Genomic DNA, 21,482 nt, shown 5'->3' with positions numbered 1-21,482 from the left:
AGGGTGAGCCGTCCGGAGGGTCGGCTGGCGGGCCCGCCGGGTTGGCTGGTGAGCGCCCCGGGTCGGTTGGTGGGCCCACCGACGGCGAGGAGACCGGGTCGGCGTCGGATTCACCGGCCGAGAGCACGGCGGCCGAGTCCGCCGCTGCGCGGCCCGCCGACCGCGACAGCTGAGGCCGGGTACGGTCATGCGGACCGCGGTGGTGGTCGGCGGCGGGCTCGGGGGCCTGGCGGTCTCCGGTGCGTTGGCCCGCTCGGGTTGGCAGGTCACTCTCCTGGAGCGGGCCGACCGGATCCGCCCCGAGCCGGCAGCCGTGGTGCTCTGGCCCAACGGGGTACGGGCGCTGCGCGCCCTGGGGCTCGGTGCCGGCCTGGACGCCATCGCCACCGCGCTCCCCGACGGCGGGGTACGCCGTCCTGACGGGCACTGGCTGGTGCAACCCCGACCGACGCCGGCCGAGCGTCTCCCGGTGGTGGTGCACCGCGAGGACCTGCACGACGCACTGATCGCGGGCCTGGGCGAGCGGGTCGAGCTGCGTACCGGGGTCACGGTGCGGACGGTGCGCGCCGCCGTCGGCGAACGGCCCGCCGTCGGCGACGGCCGGCACACGTACGAGGCGGATCTGGTCGTCGCCGCCGACGGCACGGACAGCGTGATCCGTCGCCAGCTCGTCCCCGCCTCGGGGGTGGTCAGCTCCGGCTGCGCCGCCTGGCGGGCGGTGATCCCCTGGTACCGCGCGCCGAGCCTGCCCGATTCGGTCGGCGGTGAGATCCTCGGTGCCGGTTACCGTTTCGTGTCCGCCTCGCTGGGCGAGCGAGGCTCCTCCGGTGCCTCCAGCCGTGGCGGCATCTACTGGATGGCCACCGCCGCGGGCGCCGCCCGACCCGAGCCGCCGGAGACCCAGCTGGCGCTGCTCCGCCGCTGGTACGCCGGCTGGCCCGCGCCGGTCGACGAACTGCTGGCCGCGACCGACCCGGCCGACCTGGTGCAGCGGGAGATCCGGGAGCTGCGTCCGCTGCCCCGGGCGTTCGGCTTCCCGGCCGGGCCAGGCGGGGTGGTGCTGCTCGGCGATGCCGCGCACGCCATGCCGCCGCACCTCGGGCAGGGCGCCTGCCTGGCCTTCGAGGACGCCGCGACACTCGCCGTGCTGCTGCGCGAGTCGACCCTGCCGGACGCGGTGATGGCGTACGACCGGGCGCGGCGACCCCGCGCGGCGGCCGTGGTCCGGCAGACCCGCCGGATGTCCGCCGTGCTGCGCACCCGGGGCCGCCTGGCCCTGCGCGCCCGCGACGCCGCCCTGGGCACCATCACCCCCCGCCTGCTCGGCACCGCCGCCACCGTCGCCGCCCAATGGCGCCCCCCTGCCTGACCCCTGACCTCCCCCGCCCCGCTTTCCGCGTTGATCAAGAAGTTCTGGTCAGCAGAAGCGCGGATCTCGACCAAAACCTCTTGATCAACCCGGCGGGGTGCGGGGTGGGGGTGGGGGGTTAGGGGTGTAGGGGGGTGGGGGAGGCGATGCAGGCGGTGCCGATGCGGCGGAAGCCGACGCGCAGGTAGACGCGGGCGATCTCCTCGCTGCCGGCGGAGAGGAACACCAGGTCGGTGCCGGTGTCCAGCAGGGCGCGGGCCAGGGTGGCGGTGACCGCCGCGCCGAACCCTCGACGGCGGGCGATGGGCAGGGTGGCCACCCCGGCGATCTCGGCGACCTCGCCGACCCGCATGGCCATCCCGCTGGCCAGTGGGCCCTCCGTCGCGGTGCCGGCCAGCGCGGAGAGCCGGCTGCCGTCGGCGATGCGGGATCGTTCCTCGTCGACCGCCGCCGCGTCCAACCCGATCGTGGCGGCGTCGCGGTCGGCCGGTCCGGCCTCGCCCCGTCCGGTGCCCGGGGTGGCGAATCCGACCGCCGCCACGGCCCGCCGGGCGGCCACCGCCGCGTCGAAGTCCTCGTCCGCCGGGTCGAGCAACCGCACCGGCACGCCCAGCTCCGCCGGGTCCGGCAGGGCGGCCGGGTCGAGCACCATCAGCGGCGCTTCGAGCACGCACAGGCCGGCCGAGCGGGCCACCGCCAGCAGGGCGGGGGTGGTGTCGTGCACCCATTCGAGGGATTCGGGCAGACCGAGTTCGCGCTGGCGGGTTCGCACCGCCGCCACGTCGGCGAGGGCCGGTGACCCGGTGCCGTCCCGCCGGGGCCGGGCGTAGAACGGCCATCCCGGGCCTTCCCGGACGAACAGCACCAGACCGCCGTGATCTTCCACACGGGCCGCGTCCCGGGGCACCGCGTCGTAGAACCGTTCCAACCGGTCGAGGAGGTCGGTACGCTCGGCATCCACGGCGCGAGACTACATGTCCCAGACTCTGGACGGTGTGATCAATCTGCACTGGCCTTGCGCGCCGGGCCCTAACGTAGACTCAATAGTCCGATACAGGGCCGACGTCGTCCCGACCATGATCCAGCCTGAGCGACGACAGGAGGCCCGGTGGCCCTTGCGTACCCACACCGCCCCCAGCCGGCGCCGCGAGAAGGCCAGGTAGCGTCCCCTGCCGGCCTCCATGACCCCGCGTACGAGCATGACGCGTGCGGCGTGGCCTTCGTGGCGGACCTGCACGGCCGACGCTCGCACACCGTGGTCGCCAACGGCCTCGGCGCGCTGTGCCGGCTGGACCACCGTGGTGCCCGGGGCGCCGAACCGAACACCGGTGACGGCGCGGGCATCATGATCCAGGTGCCGGACGCGTTCCTGCGCGCGGTGGTCGAGTTTCCGCTGCCCCCGGCCGGCGAGTACGCCACCGGTCTGGTCTTCCTGCCCGACGACGACACCGCCGAGGCCCGTGCCCGGCAGGTGGTCGAGAAGTACGCCCTGGTCGAGGGCGCCGAGGTGCTCGGCTGGCGGGACGTCCCGGTCGACCCGAGCGACCTCGGTGAGACGGCGCTGGCAGCGATGCCCCGCGTCCGACAGGTCTTCCTCGCCGCGAAGCGGCTCACCGACACTCCCGCCGGTCCGGCCGGCGCCCCGCTGCACGGCATCGAGCTGGAGCGGGTCGCCTTCTGCGTACGCAAGCAGGCCGAACGCGAGTCCGCCGAGCGGGGGGTGCCGGCGTACTTCCCGTCGCTGTCCGGCCGGACCATGGTCTACAAGGGGATGCTCACGCCCGACCAGCTGCCCGCGTTCTACCCGGACCTCACCGACGAGCGGGTGGCCAGCGCCATCGCCCTGGTGCACTCCCGGTTCTCCACCAACACGTTCCCGTCCTGGCCGCTGGCGCATCCGTACCGCTTCATCGCGCACAACGGCGAGATCAACACGATCCGGGGCAACCGGAACTGGATGCAGGCGCGCGAGGCGCTGCTGCGTACGCCCGACCTGCCCGGCAACATCCGGCGGGTCTTCCCGATCTGCACTCCGGGCGCCTCCGACTCGGCCAACTTCGACGAGGTCCTCGAACTGCTGCACCTGGCCGGGCGCAGCCTGCCGCACGCGGTGCTGATGATGATCCCGGAGGCGTGGGAGAACGACCCCGACATGCGTGCCGACAAGCGCGCCTTCTACCGGTTCCACGCCAGCCTGATGGAGCCGTGGGACGGTCCGGCCTCGGTCGCCTTCACCGACGGCGAGATCGTCGGCGCGGTGCTCGACCGCAACGGTCTGCGTCCGGGTCGCTGGTGGCAGACCGCGGACGGCCTGGTGGTGCTGGGCAGCGAGGCGGGCGTGCTCGACCTCGACCCGGCCACCGTGGTGGCCAAGGGTCGGCTCCAGCCGGGCAGGATGTTCCTGGTCGACACCGTCGCCGGCCGGATCGTGCACGACGACGAGATCAAGACCGAGTTGGCCGCCGCCCAGCCGTACGTCGACTGGCTGCACGCCGGGCTGATCGAGATGGACGACCTGCCGGCCCGCGAGCACGTCGTCTACACCCACGACTCGGTACGTCGCCGGCAGCAGACCTTCGGCTACACCGAGGAGGAGCTGAAGATCCTGCTCGCGCCGATGGCGCGTACCGGTGTGGAGCCGATCGGCTCGATGGGCACCGACACTCCGATCGCTCCGCTGTCCACCCGGCCACGGCTGCTCTACGACTACTTCCATCAGCTGTTCGCCCAGGTCACCAACCCTCCGCTGGACGCCATCCGGGAGGAGTTGGTGACCAGTCTGGCCACCACCATCGGCCCGGAGGGCAACCTGCTCGATCCCGGCCCGGCGAGCTGCCGGCAGATCGTGCTGCCCTACCCGGTGATCGACAACGACGAGCTCGCGAAGGTCCTCTGCATCGACGAGGACGGTGACCTGCCCGGGTTCAAGGCGGTGCGGGTCTCCGGGCTCTACCGCATCCGCGACGGTGGTGCCGGGATCAGGGCCCGGCTGACCGAGATCTGCCGGCACGTCTCCGAGGCGATCGAGGACGGCGTACGGATCCTGGTGCTCTCCGACCGTGACTCCAACGCCGACCTGGCTCCGATCCCGTCGCTGCTGCTCACCGCGGCGGTGCACCAGCACCTGGTGCGGGAGCAGACCCGGACGCAGGTCGCGTTGATCGTCGAGTCGGGCGACTGCCGCGAGGTGCACCACGCGGCCGTGCTGATCGGCTACGGGGCGGCGGCGGTCAACCCGTACCTGGCCTTCGAGTCGGTGGAGGACATGATCTCCACGGGCGTGCTGGCCGGGGTCGAGGCGCGGGCCGCGATCCGCAACTACGTCAAGGCGCTCGGCAAGGGCGTCCTGAAGATCATGTCCAAGATGGGCATCTCGACGGTGTCGTCGTACTGTGGCGCGCAGGTCTTCGAGGCGGTCGGGCTGGACACCCGACTGGTCGAGCGGTATTTCCGGGGTACGCCGAGCACGATCAGCGGCGTCGGCCTCGACGGCATCCACACCGAGGTGGCCGCCCGGCACGCGTTGGCCTGGCCGGCGCCCGGCGCCGAGTCGGTGGACCTGCTGCCGGTGGGCGGCGAGTACCAGTGGCGCCGCGAGGGTGAACTGCACCTGTTCAACCCGGAGACGGTATTCCTGCTCCAGCACGCCACCCGCAGCCGGCAGTACGACGTGTTCCGTGAGTACACCGCCAAGGTCGACGAGTTGGCCGCCCGTGCAGGGTCGTTGCGTGGGCTGTTCCGGTTCCGCAGCGGCGTGCTGCCGCCGGTGCCGATCGAGGAGGTGGAGCCGGCCAGCGAGATCGTCAAGCGGTTCGCCACCGGCGCCATGTCGTACGGGTCGATCTCGGCCGAGTCGCACGAGACCCTCGCCATCGCGATGAACCGGCTCGGCGGCAAGTCCAACACCGGCGAGGGCGGGGAGGACGTCGAGCGGCTGCACGACCCCGCCCGGCGTTCCGCCGTCAAGCAGATCGCCAGCGGCCGGTTCGGTGTCACAAGCGAGTATCTCGTCAACGCCGACGACCTCCAGATCAAGATGGCGCAGGGGGCCAAGCCCGGCGAGGGTGGTCAGCTGCCCGGCAACAAGGTCTGGCCGTGGATCGCCCGTACCCGGCACGCCACCCCCGGCGTCGGCCTGATCTCGCCGCCGCCGCACCACGACATCTACTCCATCGAGGACCTCGCGCAGCTGGTGCACGACCTCAAGTGCGTCAACCCGGCCGCCCGGGTGCACGTGAAGCTGGTCAGCGAGGTAGGTGTCGGCACCGTGGCCGCCGGGGTGGCCAAGCTCAAGGCCGACGTCATCCTGATCTCCGGCCACGACGGCGGCACCGGGGCGTCCCCGCTGAACTCGCTCAAGCACGCCGGCACGCCGTGGGAACTGGGCCTGGCCGAGGCCCAGCAGACGCTGCTGCTCAACAAGCTGCGTGACCGGGTCACCGTGCAGGTCGACGGGCAGCTCAAGACCGGCCGGGACGTGATCGTCGCGGCGCTGCTCGGCGCCGAGGAGTTCGGCTTCGCCACCGCCCCGCTGATCGTCTCCGGCTGCATCATGATGCGCGTCTGTCACCTGGACACCTGCCCGGTCGGCATCGCCACCCAGAACCCGGTGCTGCGCGAGCGCTACACCGGCAAGCCCGAGTTCGTGGAGAACTTCTTCCTGTTCCTCGCCGAGGAGATCCGCAGCTACCTGGCCGAGCTGGGGTTGCGCAGCATCGACGAGGCGATCGGGCGTACCGAGCTGCTCGACGTCGCACCGGCGGTCGAGCACTGGAAGGCCGGTGGGCTCGACCTCGGTCGGGTGCTGCATCTGCCGGAGCTGCCCGAGGGTGCGGCCCGTCGCGGCGTACGCGCCCAGGACCACGGCCTTGAGCTGGCTCTGGACAACGAGCTGATCGCCCTCGCCGAGCCGGCGCTGGGTGCCACCACCGGTGCCGACGAGTCGGTCCCGTTGGTGCGGGCCGAGGTGGCGATCCGCAACGAGCATCGCAGCGTCGGCGCGATGCTCGGCGGTGAGGTCACCCGCCGCCACGGTGGTGCCGGCCTGCCCGCCGACACCATCGAGTTCACCCTGCGCGGCACCGCCGGGCAGTCCTTCGGCGCGTTCCTGCCGCGCGGGGTGACCCTACGCCTGCACGGCGACGCCAACGACTACGTCGGCAAGGGACTCTCCGGTGGCCGGTTGGTCGTCCGGCCGGACGCGGCGGCACCGTTCGTGTCCGCCGACGCCGAGGCGGGCGGCCGCGCCGAGGATCAGATCATCGCCGGTAACACCATCCTGTACGGCGCCACCGCCGGTGAGGTCTTCCTGCGCGGCCGGGTCGGGGAGCGGTTCGCGGTCCGTAACTCGGGCGCGGTGACTGTCGTAGAGGGTGTCGGCGACCACGGTTGCGAGTACATGACCGGCGGCACCGTGGTGGTGCTCGGTCCGACCGGCCGTAACTTCGCCGCCGGCATGTCCGGCGGGACGGCGTTCGTCTGGAACCTCGACCGACGCCGGGTCAACACCGAACTGGTCGACCTGTCCGCGCCGAGCGAGACGGAACGGACCCGCCTGCACGAGCTGGTGCAGCGGCATTTCGCCGAGACCGACTCGGCGATCGCCGAACAGCTGCTCAAGCGTTGGCCGGAGGCGGTGGAGGAGTTCACCGCCGTGGTGCCCCGGGACTACCGCCGGGTGATGGAGATCATGCGGGCCGCCGAAGCCGCCGGCCAGGACGTCGACGACGCGGTGATGAGCGCACTGGCGGCACCGGCGCAGCCGGCCGCCGGCTCGTCCACGCCGGTAGCCCCCGCCCCGCGGGCGGTCGCCCAGGAGGTGGCTCGTGCCTGACCCGAACGGTTTCCTGCGCTACGGCCGGCGGTTGCCGGCCCGCCGGCCCGTGCCGGTGCGCATCAGCGACTGGCGGGAGGTCTACCCGCCGGCCGGTGAGGGACTGATCCGTGAGCAGGCCACCCGCTGCATGGACTGCGGCATTCCGTTCTGCCACGAGGGCTGCCCGTTGGGCAACCGCATCCCGGACTGGAACGATCTGGTCCGTACCGGCAACTGGGACGCGGCGGTGGAGTCGCTGCACGCCACAAACAACTTCCCCGAGTTCACCGGCCGGCTCTGCCCGGCGCCCTGCGAGGCCGCCTGCGTGCTCGGCCTCGGCGGCCAGCAGCCGGTCACCATCAAGCAGGTCGAGGTGGAGATCGCCGACGCGGCGGCGGCCCGGGGGCTGCCCCCGCGCCCGGCGTCCGTGCCCTCCGGCCGGTCGGTCGCCGTGGTCGGCTCCGGGCCGGCCGGGCTGGCCGCCGCGCAGCAACTGGCCCGCGCGGGTCACGCCGTGACCGTGTACGAGCGCGACGACGCGATCGGTGGCCTGCTGCGGTACGGCATCCCCGACTTCAAGCTGGAGAAGCGGCACATCGACCTCCGGCTGGCGCAGCTACGCGCCGAGGGGGTCGACTTCCGGACCGGGGTGAACGTCGGGGTCGATGTCACCGCCGAGCAGTTGCGCGCTCAGCACGATGCGGTGCTGCTGGCCTGCGGCGCGTTGCAGGGCCGGGACACCGACACACCGGGTCGGCAGTTGCGCGGCGTACACCAGGCGATGGCGCATCTGGTGGCGTCCAACCGGGTGGTCGCGGCGGCCGGCGAGGGCCGCCCGGCGCTGGCCACCCTGGCGGACGGTACGCCGATCGACGCGGCCGGCAAGCACGTGGTCATCATCGGCGGTGGCGACACCGCGGCGGACTGCCTGGGGGTGGCGCACCGGCAGGGCGCGGCCGGTGTGCATCAGCTCGACCTGTACCCGCAGCCGCCGCGGGCCCGGGACGAGGGCCGCGACCCGTGGCCGACGTGGCCGTGGATCCTGCGGGAGTACCCGGCCCACGAGGAGGGCGGCGAGCGGGTCTTCGCGGTGGCGGTGCAGGAGTTCGTCGACGACGGCACCGGTGCGGTGCGGGCGGTGCGGATCGCCGAGGTGACCGTCGAGAAGCGCGACGGCCGGCGGATCGTGACGATGGTGCCGGGCACCGAGCGGGAACTGCCCGCCGATCTGGTGCTGCTGGCGATCGGCTTCGAGGGCACCGAGGAACAGCCGTTGCTGGCGCAGTTCGGGGTGACCCGTAACGCGCGGGGTGCGGTCGACTCCCGGGCGGACTGGCAGACCGAGGCCGACGGGGTGTTCGTCGCCGGTGACATGCACCGGGGCGCGTCGCTGATCGTCTGGGCGATCGCCGAGGGGCGGGCCGCCGCCGCGGCGATCCACACGTACCTCGACGGCGTCGGCGTCCTGCCGGCCCCGGTCCACCCGGCCAGCCGCCCCCTGGCGGCGCGCTGACGGCCACCAGACGCCGAGGTCTCCACGAGGCCGCGTCCACGCGGGACGACCGCGCGGACGCGGCCTCGCCTTAACGGCTATTCACTTTATCCAGATGTTTCGATAGCATTACCGACCAGTAACAAACCCTTGGCCACGCGCGCGGCTCTCGGGCTCCACCACCACCCCCGTGAGGTCCGTCATGCCACACCGTCCGTTGGCCCGCGCCCTGACCGCGCTGGTCGCCCTCCTCACCGCCGCCGTCGGCGCGCTGGCCGTCCCCGGCGTCGCCCAGGCCGCCGCCCCGATCCACTACGTCGCCCTGGGCGACTCGTACTCCTCCGGCGTCGGTGCCGGACCGTACGACCTGTCCACCTGCCTGCGCAGCCAGAAGTCGTACGCCCCGCTGTGGGCCGCCGCCAACAACGTGGCCAGTTTCCGGTTCCCCGCCTGCGGCGGCGCGGTCACCGCCGACGTGCTCGACAACCAGTTGGGCTCGCTGTCCGCCACCACCACCATGGTCACCATCACCATCGGCGGCAACGACGCCGGTTTCGCCGACGTGATGACCGACTGCCGGTTCGGCAGCACCTCCACCTGCACCAACGCGGTCAACGCCGCGAAGGCGTTCGCCACCGGCACGCTGCCGGCCCGGCTGGACCGCACCTACGCCGCCATCCGCGAGCGGGCCCCCAACGCCCGACTGATCGTGCTCGGCTATCCGCGGCTGTTCGAGACCCGCTACTGCGGACTGCTGGCCATGAGCACCTACAAGCGCACCATCCTCAACGAGGCCGCCGACGTCCTGGCCACCGTGACCGCCGACCGGGCCGCGGCGGCCGGTGCCACCTTCGCCGACACCCGACCCACCTTCGCCGGCCACGGCGTCTGCGGCGCCCAGCCGTGGATCCGGGACGTCACCGGGATCATCGAGGCGTACCACCCGAACGCCGACGGCTACCGCCACGGCTACCTGCCGGCGCTCAACGCGGTCACCGGCTGACCGTACGCTGCGGCCGACGGTCCGGTACGGACCGTCGGCCGCCGTGCGTCCGCGTCCGCCCGAGGAAGCGGTCCGACACGTCCGGTTCGGACACGTGCCGGTGTCGCCGCCGTCCGTTAGGGTTTCTGCGACCGGACGGCGCTCGGCGGTGAAGGGCAGGGGTGTGGGCAGGCTCGCGTCGGCGTACGAGCAGGCGGTCGCCGCTCACCGGGCCGCACGCGCCCACCTCGAATCCGCCCGCACCGCGCTGAGCGCCACCACACCAGCCGCACCGGTGGTCGACACCGACCTGTTGGCCCGGCTGGCCCGGGTCGGTAGCGCGCTGGCCACCCCGACGCCGGGCACGCCACTGGCCCGCCGACCCGTTCCGGTGCGCGTCGGCGACGCCGTCACCGCCGGCGGCGGCTTCCCCGTTCTGCTGCCCCTGGGTGCGGGACACCACCTGGCGATCGACGGTGACGCCCGCCAACCGGCGGTCGCCGGCCTGCTACGCGCCCTGGTGCTGCGGCTGCTGGCCACCGCAGCGTCCGGCGGTGTCCGGATCGCCGCGCTGGACACGGCCGCCCTCGGCGCCACCTTCGGTCCACTGCGACCGCTGCTCGACGCCGGAGTCGTCGACCCGCCGGCCACCACCGAGGCGGAGGTCGACACGCTGCTCGACGCCGCCGAACGGCACGCCCGCGCCGCGCGGCAGGCCGACCGACCGGACCAGGACCTGCTGGTGCTGGTCGCCGCGTCCGTCCCCTCGCCCCGCGAGGCCGCCCGGCTGGCCGCGCTCACCCACGCCGGCCCGGCCGCCGCCGTCTGTGTGCTGCTCGCCGGCTGGCCGCCGACCGGGCCGGGCGACTCCGCCCCACCGCTCGGCGCCACCACCATGCTGCGACTGACCGACGGGTACGCCCGGGTCGGCGACCCGCCCGACACGCCGTTCAGCGCCGACGGCAGCGGGCTGGCCGCGCCGGTGATCCTCGACGGCGACCCGCCGCCGGCCTCCGTCGCGGCACTCGCTACCCACCTGGGCGAGGCCGCCCGGCGCGGCGAGACGGTCGGCTTCGCCGACCTGCTGCCCGGGCAGCGGTGGGCCGCCGCCGCCCGGGCGGGCCTGCGCACCGTGGTGGGCCGCGCCGGTCGCGACCCGTTCGCGATGGCCTTCGACGACGCCACCCCGCACTGGCTGGTCGGCGGGCGTACGGGTGCCGGCAAGACGGTCTTCCTGCTCGACGTCCTGTACGGCCTGGCCGCCCGCTACTCGCCGGCCGAGTTGCAGCTCTACCTCCTCGACTTCAAGGAGGGGGTCAGCTTCACCGAGTTCGTGCCCACCGAACGCGACCCGTCGTGGCTGCCGCACGCCCGCGCCGTCGGCATCGAGAGCGACCGGGAGTACGGCGTGGCGGTGCTGCGCGAACTGCGCCGCGAACTGCACCGGCGGGCCACCGCACTCAAGCGGCACGGCGTCACCAAACTCGCCGACCTGCCCGCCGACACCCCGGTACCCCGGATCGTCGCGGTGATCGACGAGTTCCACGTGCTGCTCGCCGGCAACGATCCGCTGGCCCGCGAGTCGGTGGACCTGCTGGAGGAGTTGGCCCGCAAGGGCCGCTCGTACGGCGTACACCTGGTGCTGGCCAGCCAGAGCACCACCGGGATCGAGGCGCTCTACGGCCGCGCCGAGGCGGTCTTCGGGCAGTTCGCGCTGCGGGTGGCGCTGCCCGGCGGCGGGGGAGTGCTGGACCACCTCAACGACGCCGCGGCGACGCTGCCGGTCGGGTCGGCCGTGGTGAACACCGCCGCCGGTGCACCCGGCGCGAACACGGTGATCCGCTTCCCCGACGCGCACGCCGCGACCGACGAGTTGACCCGGCTGCGTCACCAGCTGTGGCAGGCGCGCCCGGTGGGGGCCCGCCCGCCGTCGGTGTTCCGCGGCTACGACACCGCCCGCGTCGAGGACGACGCCACCTTCACCGGGTTGCGCCCCGGCGGTCGGCGTCCCCTGGCGCTGGTCGGCCGGACGGTCGACGTGGACGGCACCACCGCGCTGTTCATCATGGACACTGCCCCCGGACGGCACCTGGCCGTGGTCGGCACCTCGCCCGCCGGGACCGAGGTGCTGCGGGCAGCCACCCTGAGCCTGGCCCGTCAGCACCACCCGGGCGAAGCCACCTTCCTGCTCGCCGCGCTGGTGGCCGCCGCCGACTCGGCGGCCGACGATACGGCCGCGACGCTTGCCGCCGCCGGACACCGGGTGGCACGCCTCGACGCCGCCGCGTTGCGCGACCGGATCGGCACCCTCGCCACCGGCCTGGCCGGCGGGCACCGGCCCGGTGACATCCCGTCGTCACCTGTCGGTGACACCACGCCGACCACGCCGGGAGCCGCGCCTGCGGGCCAGGACGGTGGGTCGACCGGCCTGGACGGCGGGCCCACGGCTCCGCGTGGTGGATCGGTGGGGCCGGATGGTGCGCCGACGGGCCCGGGTGACGGTCCGCCGAGCTCCGGCGTCGGGTCGGCCGGGCGCAGCTACCTTGTGGTGTTCGGGATGGACGCCGCCGCGGGCCTGCTCGGCGAGAACGACCCCACCACGTTCCGCTCCGGCCACGACGACCTGCGGGTGCTGCTCCGACAGGGGCCCGGCCACGGGGTGCACCTGCTCGGCTGGTGGCGCGGCCTGCGCCGGCTCGCCGACGACCTCGGCGGTACGCAGAACCGCGACGACGTCGCCTGCCTGGTCGCGCTGAACGTGCCCGGCTCGGATCTCGGCCTGCACCTCGGCGTGCACGACCTCGCGTACACCCCCCGCGCCGATCGGGCGCTGCTGGTGGACCGGCACGACCAGCGGGTCCGGTTGATCGTGCCGTTCGCCCGCGACGGTCACCCCTCCGACGGGCAGGAGTGAGGCGTGTCCACCTTCGACGAGTACGCGGCGCTGGCCCGTCACCTCGCGGTGCAGCACCGTGCCGGGGAGCAGGGCGCTGCCGCCGAGGCCGAACGGCAGCGGGATCTCGGCGCCGCCGTGGAGTACCTCGACCGGCGGCTGATCGCCCAGGGGCAGCGCCTCGACCACCTCGGCCGCACCATCGGCATCGCATCGGGCGGCTCGGCACCGACCGCCGCTGGGCCAGGCGGGTTCATCCCCGGCGGGCCGCCTCCCGGTCCGCCACCGGCCCCACCACCGGTGTCCGGCCCACCGGCCCCGCCCGGCCCACCGCCGACCGGAGCGCCGGTGTCGGGCGCACCGGCCCCGCCCGGCCCACCGCCCAGTGGGGCGCCGGCGTCCGGCCCGCCTGGGCCGCCGCCGAGTGGGGCACCGGCGTCCGGCCCACCGATCTCGGCCGGTGTGCCGTCGAGTCGACCTGGTCGGCCGTCGAGCCCGCCCGCGGCCGCCGCGCCGGTGTCCGGCCCGCCCGGTCGGCCGTTGAGTCCGCCCGGGTACCCGGGCGGTGGGTGGGGACCGGGGACGGGGTCGGACGGCGGCGCAGCCGCCGCCCCGGGGCGGCCGGATGTCGGGGCGTACTCCCCGGTTGGTGTGGGACGGACGGGCCCGGCGCTGCCGGTGGCGGCGAGCGCGACGGCGGCGGGGGTGCCGGCCCCGCGTGCAGTTGAGGTCGACCCGGCGACGGAGTTGGAGCTGGCCCGGCGCTGGGCCGACGAAGCCGACCGGCACGGGCAGCAGGCGGAACTGCTCGCCCAGCAACCGGCGCTGCTGCCGACGTGGTCGGCGCGGGCCCGAGCGGTCGCGGTCTACGCCGGTGCCGCCGGCGTCGCGGTGCTGCTGTTGCTGGTCCTGACGTTCGGCTGGAGCCTCGGCGTGGTCGGGTTGGCTACCTTACTCGCCTGGATGCTCGCCGGCCTGCCCGCCATGGCGCTGATCGGCGGCTGGCTGGTGCTCGGCCGCTGGGGGCGGCCCGCCGTCGGCGCCGCCACCCCGCCGCGCTATCCGGTCCTGGGGTTCCTGCTCTGCTTCCTCGCGGTTCCCCTCGCCTACTGCGGCTACCTGCTGCTTTTCCGCGTGCTGCGCTGACCGCGTAGCCGGTCCACCGAGTCGTCGGCAGGGCGGCTGGCGGGTCGAGACGACGGAGGGTGGGTACATCTGTTGCCGCCATGGCGACAACAACTGCACCCACCCCCGGCGGTGCGGCGCGCTCGGGTGGTCGCGGCGCGTGTGTGGATCTCGTACGCTCCTGTGTGGTCGCTGCTCGTGCGAAGCGGTGACGCCGGTGTGGGGCGATCGTGGGGAGGGCGTGTGAGCGCAGCGGAGATGATCGCCAGGCTGGCGGCGGCGGCGCAGAAGCTGGACGAGGCGAAGGCGAAGACGGCGGCGGCGGCGCAGGACGCGGCCGAGGCCCGTCAACTCGTCGCCGGTGCCCTGCAGGGTGTCGCCGCCGGGCCGTTGATCAACATGATCGACTCGTACCGGCAGGCGCTCGCGCAGGCGTCCCAGGGGCACGAGCCCGCCCGGCAGCACGTCCAGGAGACGATCGCCAAGGTACGCGCGCTTGGCAATTGAGTCGGAACCCGATCGAGGCGGTGGGATGAGCAGCGGCGAGATGCGGGACGGCGGAACGCTTGACGGTTTCCACATCGGGCAGGTGCCGGCCGATGTCGGCGACGAGGTGTCGGACTTCGCCACCGAGTGGGACGACGTACGCTTCGCCAGCCGGGTCTGGGAGCGGCAGGTGCCCGACGGCCATCGCGTGGATCTGCGGGTCCATGTGCTGCGCGGGGACCGGCTGGTCGACCTGACCGCCCTGCGGGACTTCCTCGGCGAGTATCACGAGCGCGACCCCGCCGGGTGGCACCTGAGCGAGTTCGAGCACGGGGACAGCCTCGGTCTGACCGACGGCGTCCAGGCGTTCTGGCTCGTCGAGCCCGGCGTCGCCGTAAACGTGTTGACGACCCCGGAATTCAGTGAGTCGCTCCTGCCGGCCGCCCGGTCCATTCAGGCCGAGCACAGCGACACGGGAGAGTGACGAGGCCGGCCCGGGTGCTTACCGCAGCCACCGTACGCGTTGCTCGACGTGGCGGATCACCTTGCGCCACGCGGTGCTCGCCGATCCCGACTCCAGGGCCTCGAGCCGACGGCGGGCACCCCATCCGGCGACTGGCCGGTCGACGACCCGCATCAGATCGTCGAGTGTGTCGATTGCCGAGCCGGCGCTCAACAGGCCGAGCACCTCGGTAAGTTCGAACGCCTCCGCGATCTCCATGATGAGATCGCGGTTGGTGATGAAGAGTCGAGGAACCCAGTCGGTGACCGGGCGTCTGATGTTGTAGAGAATCAGCCCGAAATCGAACGACCGATCGTCGTCGGCGCTGATTCCGCCTCTGAGAACCGAGTTCATGAAGTCGTCCCAACCGGGAATGCCGGCCAGTTCGTGTGAGCCGGTCTCGGTCAGGTACCGGTGCAGGGCCTCCGTGGACCGGAAAAGGAGCAGCTCGCCGTCGGCGCCGGGGAAGAAGACTACCGAGCCCTGGCCTTCGAATTGGGCCAGCAGCGTGTAACCCTCCGCGCCATCCGACAACGAAATGGAGATCGGGTGGATGGTCAGCGGCCCGGACAGCTTCGCCGGCTCGTACCAGGGATGAGTCCAGCGGGCCCGGGGATGCTGATGCTCACGCGCTTCCCGCTCGCGAATTCGGGCCAGCCGTTCGGCTTCCGCCCGCTCGCGTACCTCGCGTTCGCGCGCTTCCTGCTCGCGGGCCTCGCGTGCCGCCCGATCCCGGGCCCGTCGTTCGTCTGCCGCCCGCTCCCGGGCCTCCTGCTCGCGTGCCTCGCGTTGCTGGGCTGCCCAGTCGTGGGTCCGCTGCCCACCGCCCGCCCGCTGGCCGCTCGCGTGATCCTGTTTCCGGGCCTGGCGGGCTCGGCGCTCGCGCGTCTCCCGTTCCCGAACGTCGGTGAGCTGTTTGTACGCGTTGTTGATCTGCTGCATCTGCCGGGTCGCTTCGGCGCGAACATTCTCCGGACTCGATTGATGTTTGTCCGGGTGCCAGACCTGCACCAGGATCAGGTAGCGCTCACGAATCTGCGCCAGCGACGCACCCCGGTTGACGCCGAGAAGCACGTACGGATCCTGCTCGTTCGGGGACATCTGTTCGCCGGATCCTCATGGGTGCTGGACGCGTCCGCCGGTGATGCTAACAGCACCCGTCGATGCGAAGGATCAGGCCGCATCCACTTCAACGCTGTAGTGCGGCGACAAGCTCACCAACTGAAGTGGAGGGATTTCCAGCGGGTGGTGGATCGAGTCGCGCTGCCCGCCGGCATGCGTCGTTGACGCCGCTGCGGAAGCTGTCGAAGTCGAGCAGCGTCTTGTCCCAGTGGGGGAGGTGCTTGCGGAGCAGATCCCGGGCCTTCTTGGCGTTCTCGACATAGCCGGCGTGGTGACCCAGATGGAGCAGCAGCCACACCTCGAAGCAAGGATTTGACCAGGCGAGCCGTACCCCCGACTGCTGTGCCTCGGCTGAGGCTTCCTCGGGTAGGTAGTGGTCGACGTCGCAGACGGCCCATGCCTCGTCGTAGTCGTTGTCCCGCTGCCGGCGGTCTGCGCCACGTACCAGGTCGGTGGGGGAGCCGCGCTCGACGGCGACTGCCACTTTGGCGCTGATCCACGGTTCCCGCTTCAGCGCGTCGAAGTAGGTCCGCTCGGTCGATTCACCGTTCGTGGTGATCAGCACGGTCCGCCGTTGTTCCCGGGTAGCCGGCCGCCTGCGTAGATCGGTTTCCCGCCGGCCGGTGCCGACCGTACGGCCTGTCCGGTCTTCAACGCGTCGAGGTGTCATCCACGTCTCCACGGGTGGCGAGTGCCTGCTCGAACAGGTGGCTGGACAGGTCGGGGACCGCGCCGTAGTTGCCGTTGAGGTAGCGGCGTTGGCGGTTCTCACCCTCCTTGCGGGGTTTGAAGTCGGTAAGCGGGTAGAGCGAGGATGTTCCCTGGTCATCCTTCTCCACGAACCAGATCTCATCGCGGCGCAGGATCTCCTCGGCGTCGATGGTGCCGAGCAGCGCCGCGTCGTGGCTGGTGAAGATGAGCTGGCTGCCCAGGGGGTTGGCTTGCGGGCTGCGGAACAGGCTGATGAGCTTGGCGGTCAGGATCGGATGCAGGCTGGCATCGATCTCATCGATCAACATGGTGGCGCCGGTGCGGAGCATCGCGGCGGCGTGCAGCCCCAGGGTGAGCAACTGTCGGGTACCGCTGGACTGGTCGTGAAAATCGAGCAGCGCGGTGCCGTTGGGGCCTTGGTGCGCGAACTGGATCCGGGGATAGCGCGTCAAGGCAGCCGCAGCCGCGGACTTCAGCCGTTGCATGAAGGTGCCCGGCGAGGCTTGTGCTTCAACGCTTGAGTCGGGTCGGACCACGATGTCAACGATGCCCACGTCAGCGGCCTGCAACAGATCGACGACGAGTTGGCGTACCTTCTCGGCGTCCGAACTACCGGCACGCACCAGGGCGGAGAGCCCGGAGGCAGGATCGGTCCGCTGGCTCATCAGGTAAAACCATCGGTAGGTGTCATGCAGCGGCTGCGGGTTTGCCGGATCCGGCTCCGGGCGGCTGTGGCCGAAACGGGCGACGGTGCTGAGGAAGAGCGCGGTCGGGGCGGTGATCTCGGCGATCTGCTCCAAGGGACGCCGACCCGACTCCTCCCCCCACGAGAATTCGCTTCCATCTCGTTCGAAGATGCGCCGCCTGCGACTCAGCGGATAGTGGTAGAGCCATTCGTCGAGCACCCGATCGTCATCGATCGTGAAGCCGTAGGTGTGCCGGACCCCGCCGAGCATGAGGTCCACGACGTAACGCGACGGCTGCGTGGCGGTGTCGGGATCCAGCCGGAACGGCTCCCGGGACAGTCCCACCCCGGGCTCGACCGCCCGATCTGACTCCACGACCATCTGTCGCATGAACCCCAGGGCACCCAGGCAGTTGGACTTGCCGGATGCATTGGCTCCGAAGATGCCAACGACCTGGACCGCCTGCGGAGCTAGCTCGTCCGCCTCGACACCGTCGCCGTAGACGGGCATGAGATTGAGCTGATGCTCGTCGCGAAACGAACGATGATTGGCGAAGCGGAAACTCAGCAACATCAGCGGTGCGCCCCTACATACTAGGCCGTTACAAGCCCATCCTTGCGAGTAAACCACGAGAACGGCACCCAAGCCCTCGAACGAGCTGCTCTGTTTCCCGGTCGAAACTGACTGGATCACCCGCAGGACCGCCTCGGGGCGCGCCGTGGGGGTTAGCGTGCCGGGGGCAGGCGGCCCTCAATGGGAGCGGTCGGGAACCTGCGCCGCGTTGTCCTGACCGAGTCGTTCCAGGGCGTGCAGGCCACCGAGGCGTACCGCCGCGCTGTCGTTGCCGAGCAGTTCGACGGCCCGGGTGTACAGCTCGGTCAGCCGGCGCTCGGCGGCGTCGTGCGCGGCGGCCTCGGCCTGATGTTCCTGGTGTCGCTGCCCGGCCTCGGCGACCGCCTCGACGTGCGCCTGCACCCGGTCGCGGTGCGCCTGGTCGGCGGCGGCGACAACCTCCTGGTGCCGCTGCGCCCGTTCGCTGATCCACTGTCGTCGGGCGGCGAGCAGCAGCGCCAGCCCGCCACCGGTGCCGGCGACCACGGTCAACCCGGTGCGGATGGCGTCGATGCGCAGCGTCGCCCGAGTGTCCGGCGCGGTGGCGCGGTCGGCCTCGCCGAGCAGCCAGGACAGTACCCACCAGCCGAGCAGGGCGGCCAGCAGCAGCCCGACGAGCACCAGCCACCACGGCATGACCCGCAGTCGTTCGTCGGAGGGTGAGGTGCCGCGCACGGCCCACAGCATGCCATCGATCCCTACGTCGCGTAGGGGCCCGGGTGGCCGCCCGGAGGGCTCTCGGAGCCGCCGTCGTGGCGCGCGGGCCGAGATCGGCCGGTGCGCTGTTGTGGCGCGGGTTCGAGATCGGCCGGGGCGGTCTCGTGGCGCGCGGCCGGAGGGCTGCCGGGGAACGGGCGGCCGGAGGCTGCCGGGGAAGCTGTCGCGGGATGCGGCATGCTGCGGCTTCCCGGCTCCCGTGAAGGGCCGTGATGCCGCAAACCGGGCCGGTCGTCCGTGCTGGACTCGGGCGTTGAGCGGTGGCCGGGTGGCGGCATCGCGGCCGGCACCTGCCGGGACGCTGTCGCGGGCTGCGGCCGACACCTGCCGGGATTCTGTCGCGGGTTGCGGCCGGCACCTGCCGGGATGCTGTCGCGGGTTGCGGGATGTGGGGGCTTCCCGTCTCCGGGAAGGGCCGTGATGCCGCAACTCGTGCCGCCGGTCGAGTGCTGGCCGGGGCGCTGTGGGGCCGGTGGGGTTGCGGAGCAGCGGGTGGCCCGGTAGTTCATCATGATGCGGATCAGCCGATGGTCCGGGTGCCGACCCGGCGGCCGGTCGTGAGAGTCGAGGATGGCATGGAGTTCCTGACCAGTCCCGAGCTGTGGATCGCGTTCGCGACCCTGCTCCTGCTGGAGATCGTGCTGGGCATCGACAACGTCGTGTTCATCTCGATCCTGTCCGGTCGGTTGCCCGAGCACCAGCAGGCCCGGGCCCGGACGATCGGCATCTCGCTCGCCCTGATCACTCGCCTGCTGTTGCTGGCGTCGTTGTCCTGGATCATCGGCCTGACCGCGCCGCTGTTCACCGTGCTCGGGCAGGAGATATCCGGGCGCGATCTGATTTTGCTGCTCGGCGGGATATTCCTGGTGGGCAAGGCGACGTATGAGATCCACGAGCATCTGGAAGGTTCCGACCATGCCCGCGAGGGCGGCAAGGTGGTCTCGTTCGGTGCGGTCATCGCGCAGATCCTGGTGCTGGACGTGGTCTTCTCGCTCGACTCGGTGATCACCGCGGTCGGCATGGTCGACGAACTCGCCATCATGGTCGCCGCCGTGGTCATCGCAATGATCATCATGCTGGTCTCGGCCGGCGCGGTCAGCAGATTCGTCAACCAGCACCCGACGGTCAAGATGCTGGCCCTGTCGTTCCTGCTGATCATCGGTGCGAGCCTGATCGCGGAGAGCTTCGACCAGCACATCCCGAAGGGCTACGTGTACGGCCCGATCGCCTTCTCGATCTTCGTGGAGTTCCTCAACCTGCGGGTCCGGGCGCGGCAGCGTCGCCAGCAGGAGCGGCAGCCGGTGCAGCTGCACCCGACGTACGTGAAGCAGGGGCCGACCCGTACCGAGCCGGAGTCGGAGCCGGAGACGACGCCGGCCGGCTGACCAACGCCGACCTGAGCGCCGCACGCACCCACCCGGTGCGTGCGGCGTTCGTCGTACCTGGACGGCCCGCCGGCTGCCGTCGCGGGATGTCGGTTACCGCAATCGCTACCCGCGCGTAACTTTTCATTGACGTTTCTGGATTGTGACCCGCATCATCAGTGCACGGTCGATCGGACATCCCACCGCCTCCACCCGGTAACCCCGGGATCCCCTTGGGAGGTGCAGCGATGCTGCTCCGAAAGGCTGTCCCCGTCCTGGCACTCACCGTCGCCGCCGTCCTCACGGCTCCCGCCGCCGCCAATGCTGCGCCCGACACGGCAGCACCCACCCGCGTCGCCACCACCGCTACCACCGGCACCGCTACCACCGGCACCACCGGCCCTGCTGGCACCGCCATCACCGCCACGTTCGGCGCAACTGGGCCTGCTGGCACCGCCATTGCCAGCATCCCTACCACCAGTGGTGCGACCGCAGTGGCAGGCGTGCCCCCTGCGCCCGGCACCGCCGCCGCGTCTGCCCGCGAGGCTGGGTCCACCCGCGGGGCCCCGTCTGCCCGGGGGGTCGGGTCTGCTCGCGAGGCCGCGTCTGCCCACGGCACGCCCACTGGCGACGCCGCAGCCGACGGCCTGCGGGCGCTGGCCGGTGCCAATCCGGTGATCGTGGTCGGTGGGCTCAGCGGCATCGCCGCCGTCTATGAGCCGCTCGCCGCCCGGCTACGCGCCGACGGCTACCGGGTGTGGATCTACCAGCTGCCCAACCTCGGGCTCGGCGACATCACCGCGTCCGCCGCCGGGCTGCGCGGGTACGTGGGGCAGGTCCGCGCCGCCGCCGGAGGTGCCAAGGTCGACCTGGTCGCACACTCCGAAGGTGGCCTGGTCAGCCGCTACTACATCAAGAGTCTCGGTGGCGGCGATTCCGTCGAACGCTACGTCAGCCTGGGCACCCCGCAGTACGGCACGTACGTGGCCAACATCGTGTCGTTCCTCGGTCTGGGCAGCTGTGCCGGCGTGATCGCCTGCCAGCAGATGACCATCGGGTCGTCGTTCCTCACCGCCCTCAACGCGGGCGACGACACCCCGGCCCCGGTGCGCTGGACCACCGTGCGCACCTGGCAGGACGAACTGGTCCGACCGGTCGACAACGCGATGCTGGCCGACGGGGCGACAAACGTACTGATCCAGTCCCGGTGCCCGTTGCGCGTGGTCGGCCACCTCGGCCTGGTGCTCGACGGCACCACCTACACCGTCGTCCGGCAGGTCCTCCGCGACGCGGCGATCAAACCCAACTGCCTGGCCCTGTGACCCACCGCGGCCCGGCGACCCCACCTCTTCGCCGGGCCGCGTCCCACTGACCCACATCGCCGTGCGGCGGGCCAGCAGGCAGCAACATCACCGAAGTTGTCGGGTCCCGGCCGGGCGCAGGCAGCCCTGTCCCCGAGGTCGCCGCCGCGCGATGTGAGGCGGCGCGGCGCGTGGGTCGGGCCGCAGGCAGCAACATCCCTGAAACTGCCGGGTCCAGATGGGCCGCAGGCAGCACTTTCCCCGAAGTTGCCGGCTCGCGGGGGGGGTATTCTGCCCCGCTTTCG

15 protein-coding genes are annotated in these 21,482 nt (G+C 72.2%); 10 read left to right on the top strand and 5 right to left on the bottom strand.

The annotated features are described in order from the left end of the window. Positions 1-187 precede the first annotated feature (187 nt). A complete protein-coding gene (locus tag AB0J93_RS23070; RefSeq protein WP_363924399.1) occupies positions 188-1,369 on the top strand; it encodes an NAD(P)/FAD-dependent oxidoreductase in 1,182 nt (393 codons plus the stop codon). Positions 1,370-1,487: 118 nt separating this feature from the next. On the opposite strand, the gene AB0J93_RS23065 is transcribed toward AB0J93_RS23070, so the two are convergent. After that, the gene (locus AB0J93_RS23065; RefSeq protein ID WP_363924398.1) at positions 1,488-2,330 is read right to left on the bottom strand and encodes a GNAT family N-acetyltransferase; all 843 of its coding nucleotides are present in this window, start codon (positions 2,328-2,330) and stop codon (positions 1,488-1,490) included. Between the two features lie 147 nt (positions 2,331-2,477). Between AB0J93_RS23065 and gltB the strand changes: the two genes are divergently transcribed. The 7 genes from gltB (at position 2,478) to AB0J93_RS23030 (ending at position 14,646) form a co-directional block, all read left to right on the top strand. Further along, positions 2,478-7,202: a glutamate synthase large subunit gene (gene gltB, locus AB0J93_RS23060; protein WP_363924397.1), complete on the top strand. Its 4,725-nt coding sequence runs from the start codon at positions 2,478-2,480 to the stop codon at positions 7,200-7,202. Continuing rightward, a complete protein-coding gene (locus AB0J93_RS23055; RefSeq protein WP_363924396.1) occupies positions 7,195-8,697 on the top strand; it encodes a glutamate synthase subunit beta in 1,503 nt (500 codons plus the stop codon). The genes gltB and AB0J93_RS23055 overlap by 8 nt, the downstream gene beginning before the upstream one ends. Positions 8,698-8,878: 181 nt before the next feature. After that, positions 8,879-9,679, top strand: coding sequence for an SGNH/GDSL hydrolase family protein (locus tag AB0J93_RS23050; RefSeq protein ID WP_363924395.1), 801 nt, complete (start codon positions 8,879-8,881; stop codon positions 9,677-9,679). 163 nt (positions 9,680-9,842) lie between these two features. Further along, a complete protein-coding gene (locus tag AB0J93_RS23045) occupies positions 9,843-12,572 on the top strand; it encodes an FtsK/SpoIIIE domain-containing protein (RefSeq protein WP_363924394.1) in 2,730 nt (909 codons plus the stop codon). 3 nt (positions 12,573-12,575) lie between these two features. Further along, positions 12,576-13,697: a hypothetical protein gene (locus AB0J93_RS23040; protein ID WP_363924393.1), complete on the top strand. Its 1,122-nt coding sequence runs from the start codon at positions 12,576-12,578 to the stop codon at positions 13,695-13,697. Positions 13,698-13,919: 222 nt separating this feature from the next. Continuing rightward, complete coding sequence (locus AB0J93_RS23035) at positions 13,920-14,183, top strand: DUF6244 family protein (RefSeq protein WP_363924392.1); 264 nt, start codon at positions 13,920-13,922, stop codon at positions 14,181-14,183. A 25-nt stretch (positions 14,184-14,208) separates the two neighbouring features. Next, entirely contained in the window at positions 14,209-14,646 is a 438-nt protein-coding gene (locus AB0J93_RS23030; RefSeq protein ID WP_363924391.1) for a hypothetical protein, read from the top strand. Between the two features lie 18 nt (positions 14,647-14,664). Here the strand turns inward: AB0J93_RS23030 and AB0J93_RS23025 are convergent, their stop codons facing one another. From AB0J93_RS23025 to AB0J93_RS23010, 4 genes are all read right to left on the bottom strand, one after another. Beyond that, positions 14,665-15,765, bottom strand: coding sequence for a J domain-containing protein (locus tag AB0J93_RS23025; protein ID WP_363924390.1), 1,101 nt, complete (start codon positions 15,763-15,765; stop codon positions 14,665-14,667). Positions 15,766-15,853: 88 nt separating this feature from the next. Continuing rightward, positions 15,854-16,351 (bottom strand): RloB family protein, encoded by a 498-nt coding sequence (locus AB0J93_RS23020; RefSeq protein ID WP_363924389.1) that lies wholly within the window; start codon positions 16,349-16,351, stop codon positions 15,854-15,856. 85 nt (positions 16,352-16,436) lie between these two features. Next, positions 16,437-17,876: an AAA family ATPase gene (locus tag AB0J93_RS23015; RefSeq protein WP_363924388.1), complete on the bottom strand. Its 1,440-nt coding sequence runs from the start codon at positions 17,874-17,876 to the stop codon at positions 16,437-16,439. Between the two features lie 57 nt (positions 17,877-17,933). Then, the gene (locus tag AB0J93_RS23010; protein WP_363924387.1) at positions 17,934-18,482 is read right to left on the bottom strand and encodes a hypothetical protein; all 549 of its coding nucleotides are present in this window, start codon (positions 18,480-18,482) and stop codon (positions 17,934-17,936) included. Between the two features lie 605 nt (positions 18,483-19,087). On the opposite strand from AB0J93_RS23010, the gene AB0J93_RS23005 reads away from it, so the two are divergent. Both AB0J93_RS23005 and AB0J93_RS23000 read left to right on the top strand, forming a co-directional pair. Next, complete coding sequence (locus tag AB0J93_RS23005; RefSeq protein ID WP_363924386.1) at positions 19,088-19,897, top strand: TerC family protein; 810 nt, start codon at positions 19,088-19,090, stop codon at positions 19,895-19,897. A 446-nt stretch (positions 19,898-20,343) separates the two neighbouring features. Continuing rightward, positions 20,344-21,198: an alpha/beta fold hydrolase gene (locus tag AB0J93_RS23000; RefSeq protein ID WP_363924548.1), complete on the top strand. Its 855-nt coding sequence runs from the start codon at positions 20,344-20,346 to the stop codon at positions 21,196-21,198. The last annotated feature ends 284 nt before the right edge of the window (positions 21,199-21,482 follow it).

The organism is Micromonospora sp. NPDC049374, from assembly GCF_040677165.1.
GTDB lineage: Bacteria > Actinomycetota > Actinomycetes > Mycobacteriales > Micromonosporaceae > Micromonospora.
The sequence above is the reverse complement of the archived record's forward strand: the minus strand, read 5'-3'. Positions and strand labels throughout refer to the sequence as shown.

Bases quoted from the DNA above. Each gene is read 5' to 3' on its own strand.
- AB0J93_RS23070 (WP_363924399.1), top strand. From the start codon at position 188: ATGCGGACCGCGGTGGTGGTCGGCGGCGGGCTCGGGGGCCTGGCGGTC.
- AB0J93_RS23010 (WP_363924387.1), bottom strand. From the start codon at position 18,482: ATGCTGTGGGCCGTGCGCGGCACCTCACCCTCCGACGAACGACTGCGG.
- AB0J93_RS23005 (WP_363924386.1), top strand. From the start codon at position 19,088: ATGGAGTTCCTGACCAGTCCCGAGCTGTGGATCGCGTTCGCGACCCTG.
- AB0J93_RS23030 (WP_363924391.1), top strand. From the start codon at position 14,209: ATGAGCAGCGGCGAGATGCGGGACGGCGGAACGCTTGACGGTTTCCAC.
- AB0J93_RS23050 (WP_363924395.1), top strand. From the start codon at position 8,879: ATGCCACACCGTCCGTTGGCCCGCGCCCTGACCGCGCTGGTCGCCCTC.
- AB0J93_RS23025 (WP_363924390.1), bottom strand. From the start codon at position 15,765: ATGTCCCCGAACGAGCAGGATCCGTACGTGCTTCTCGGCGTCAACCGG.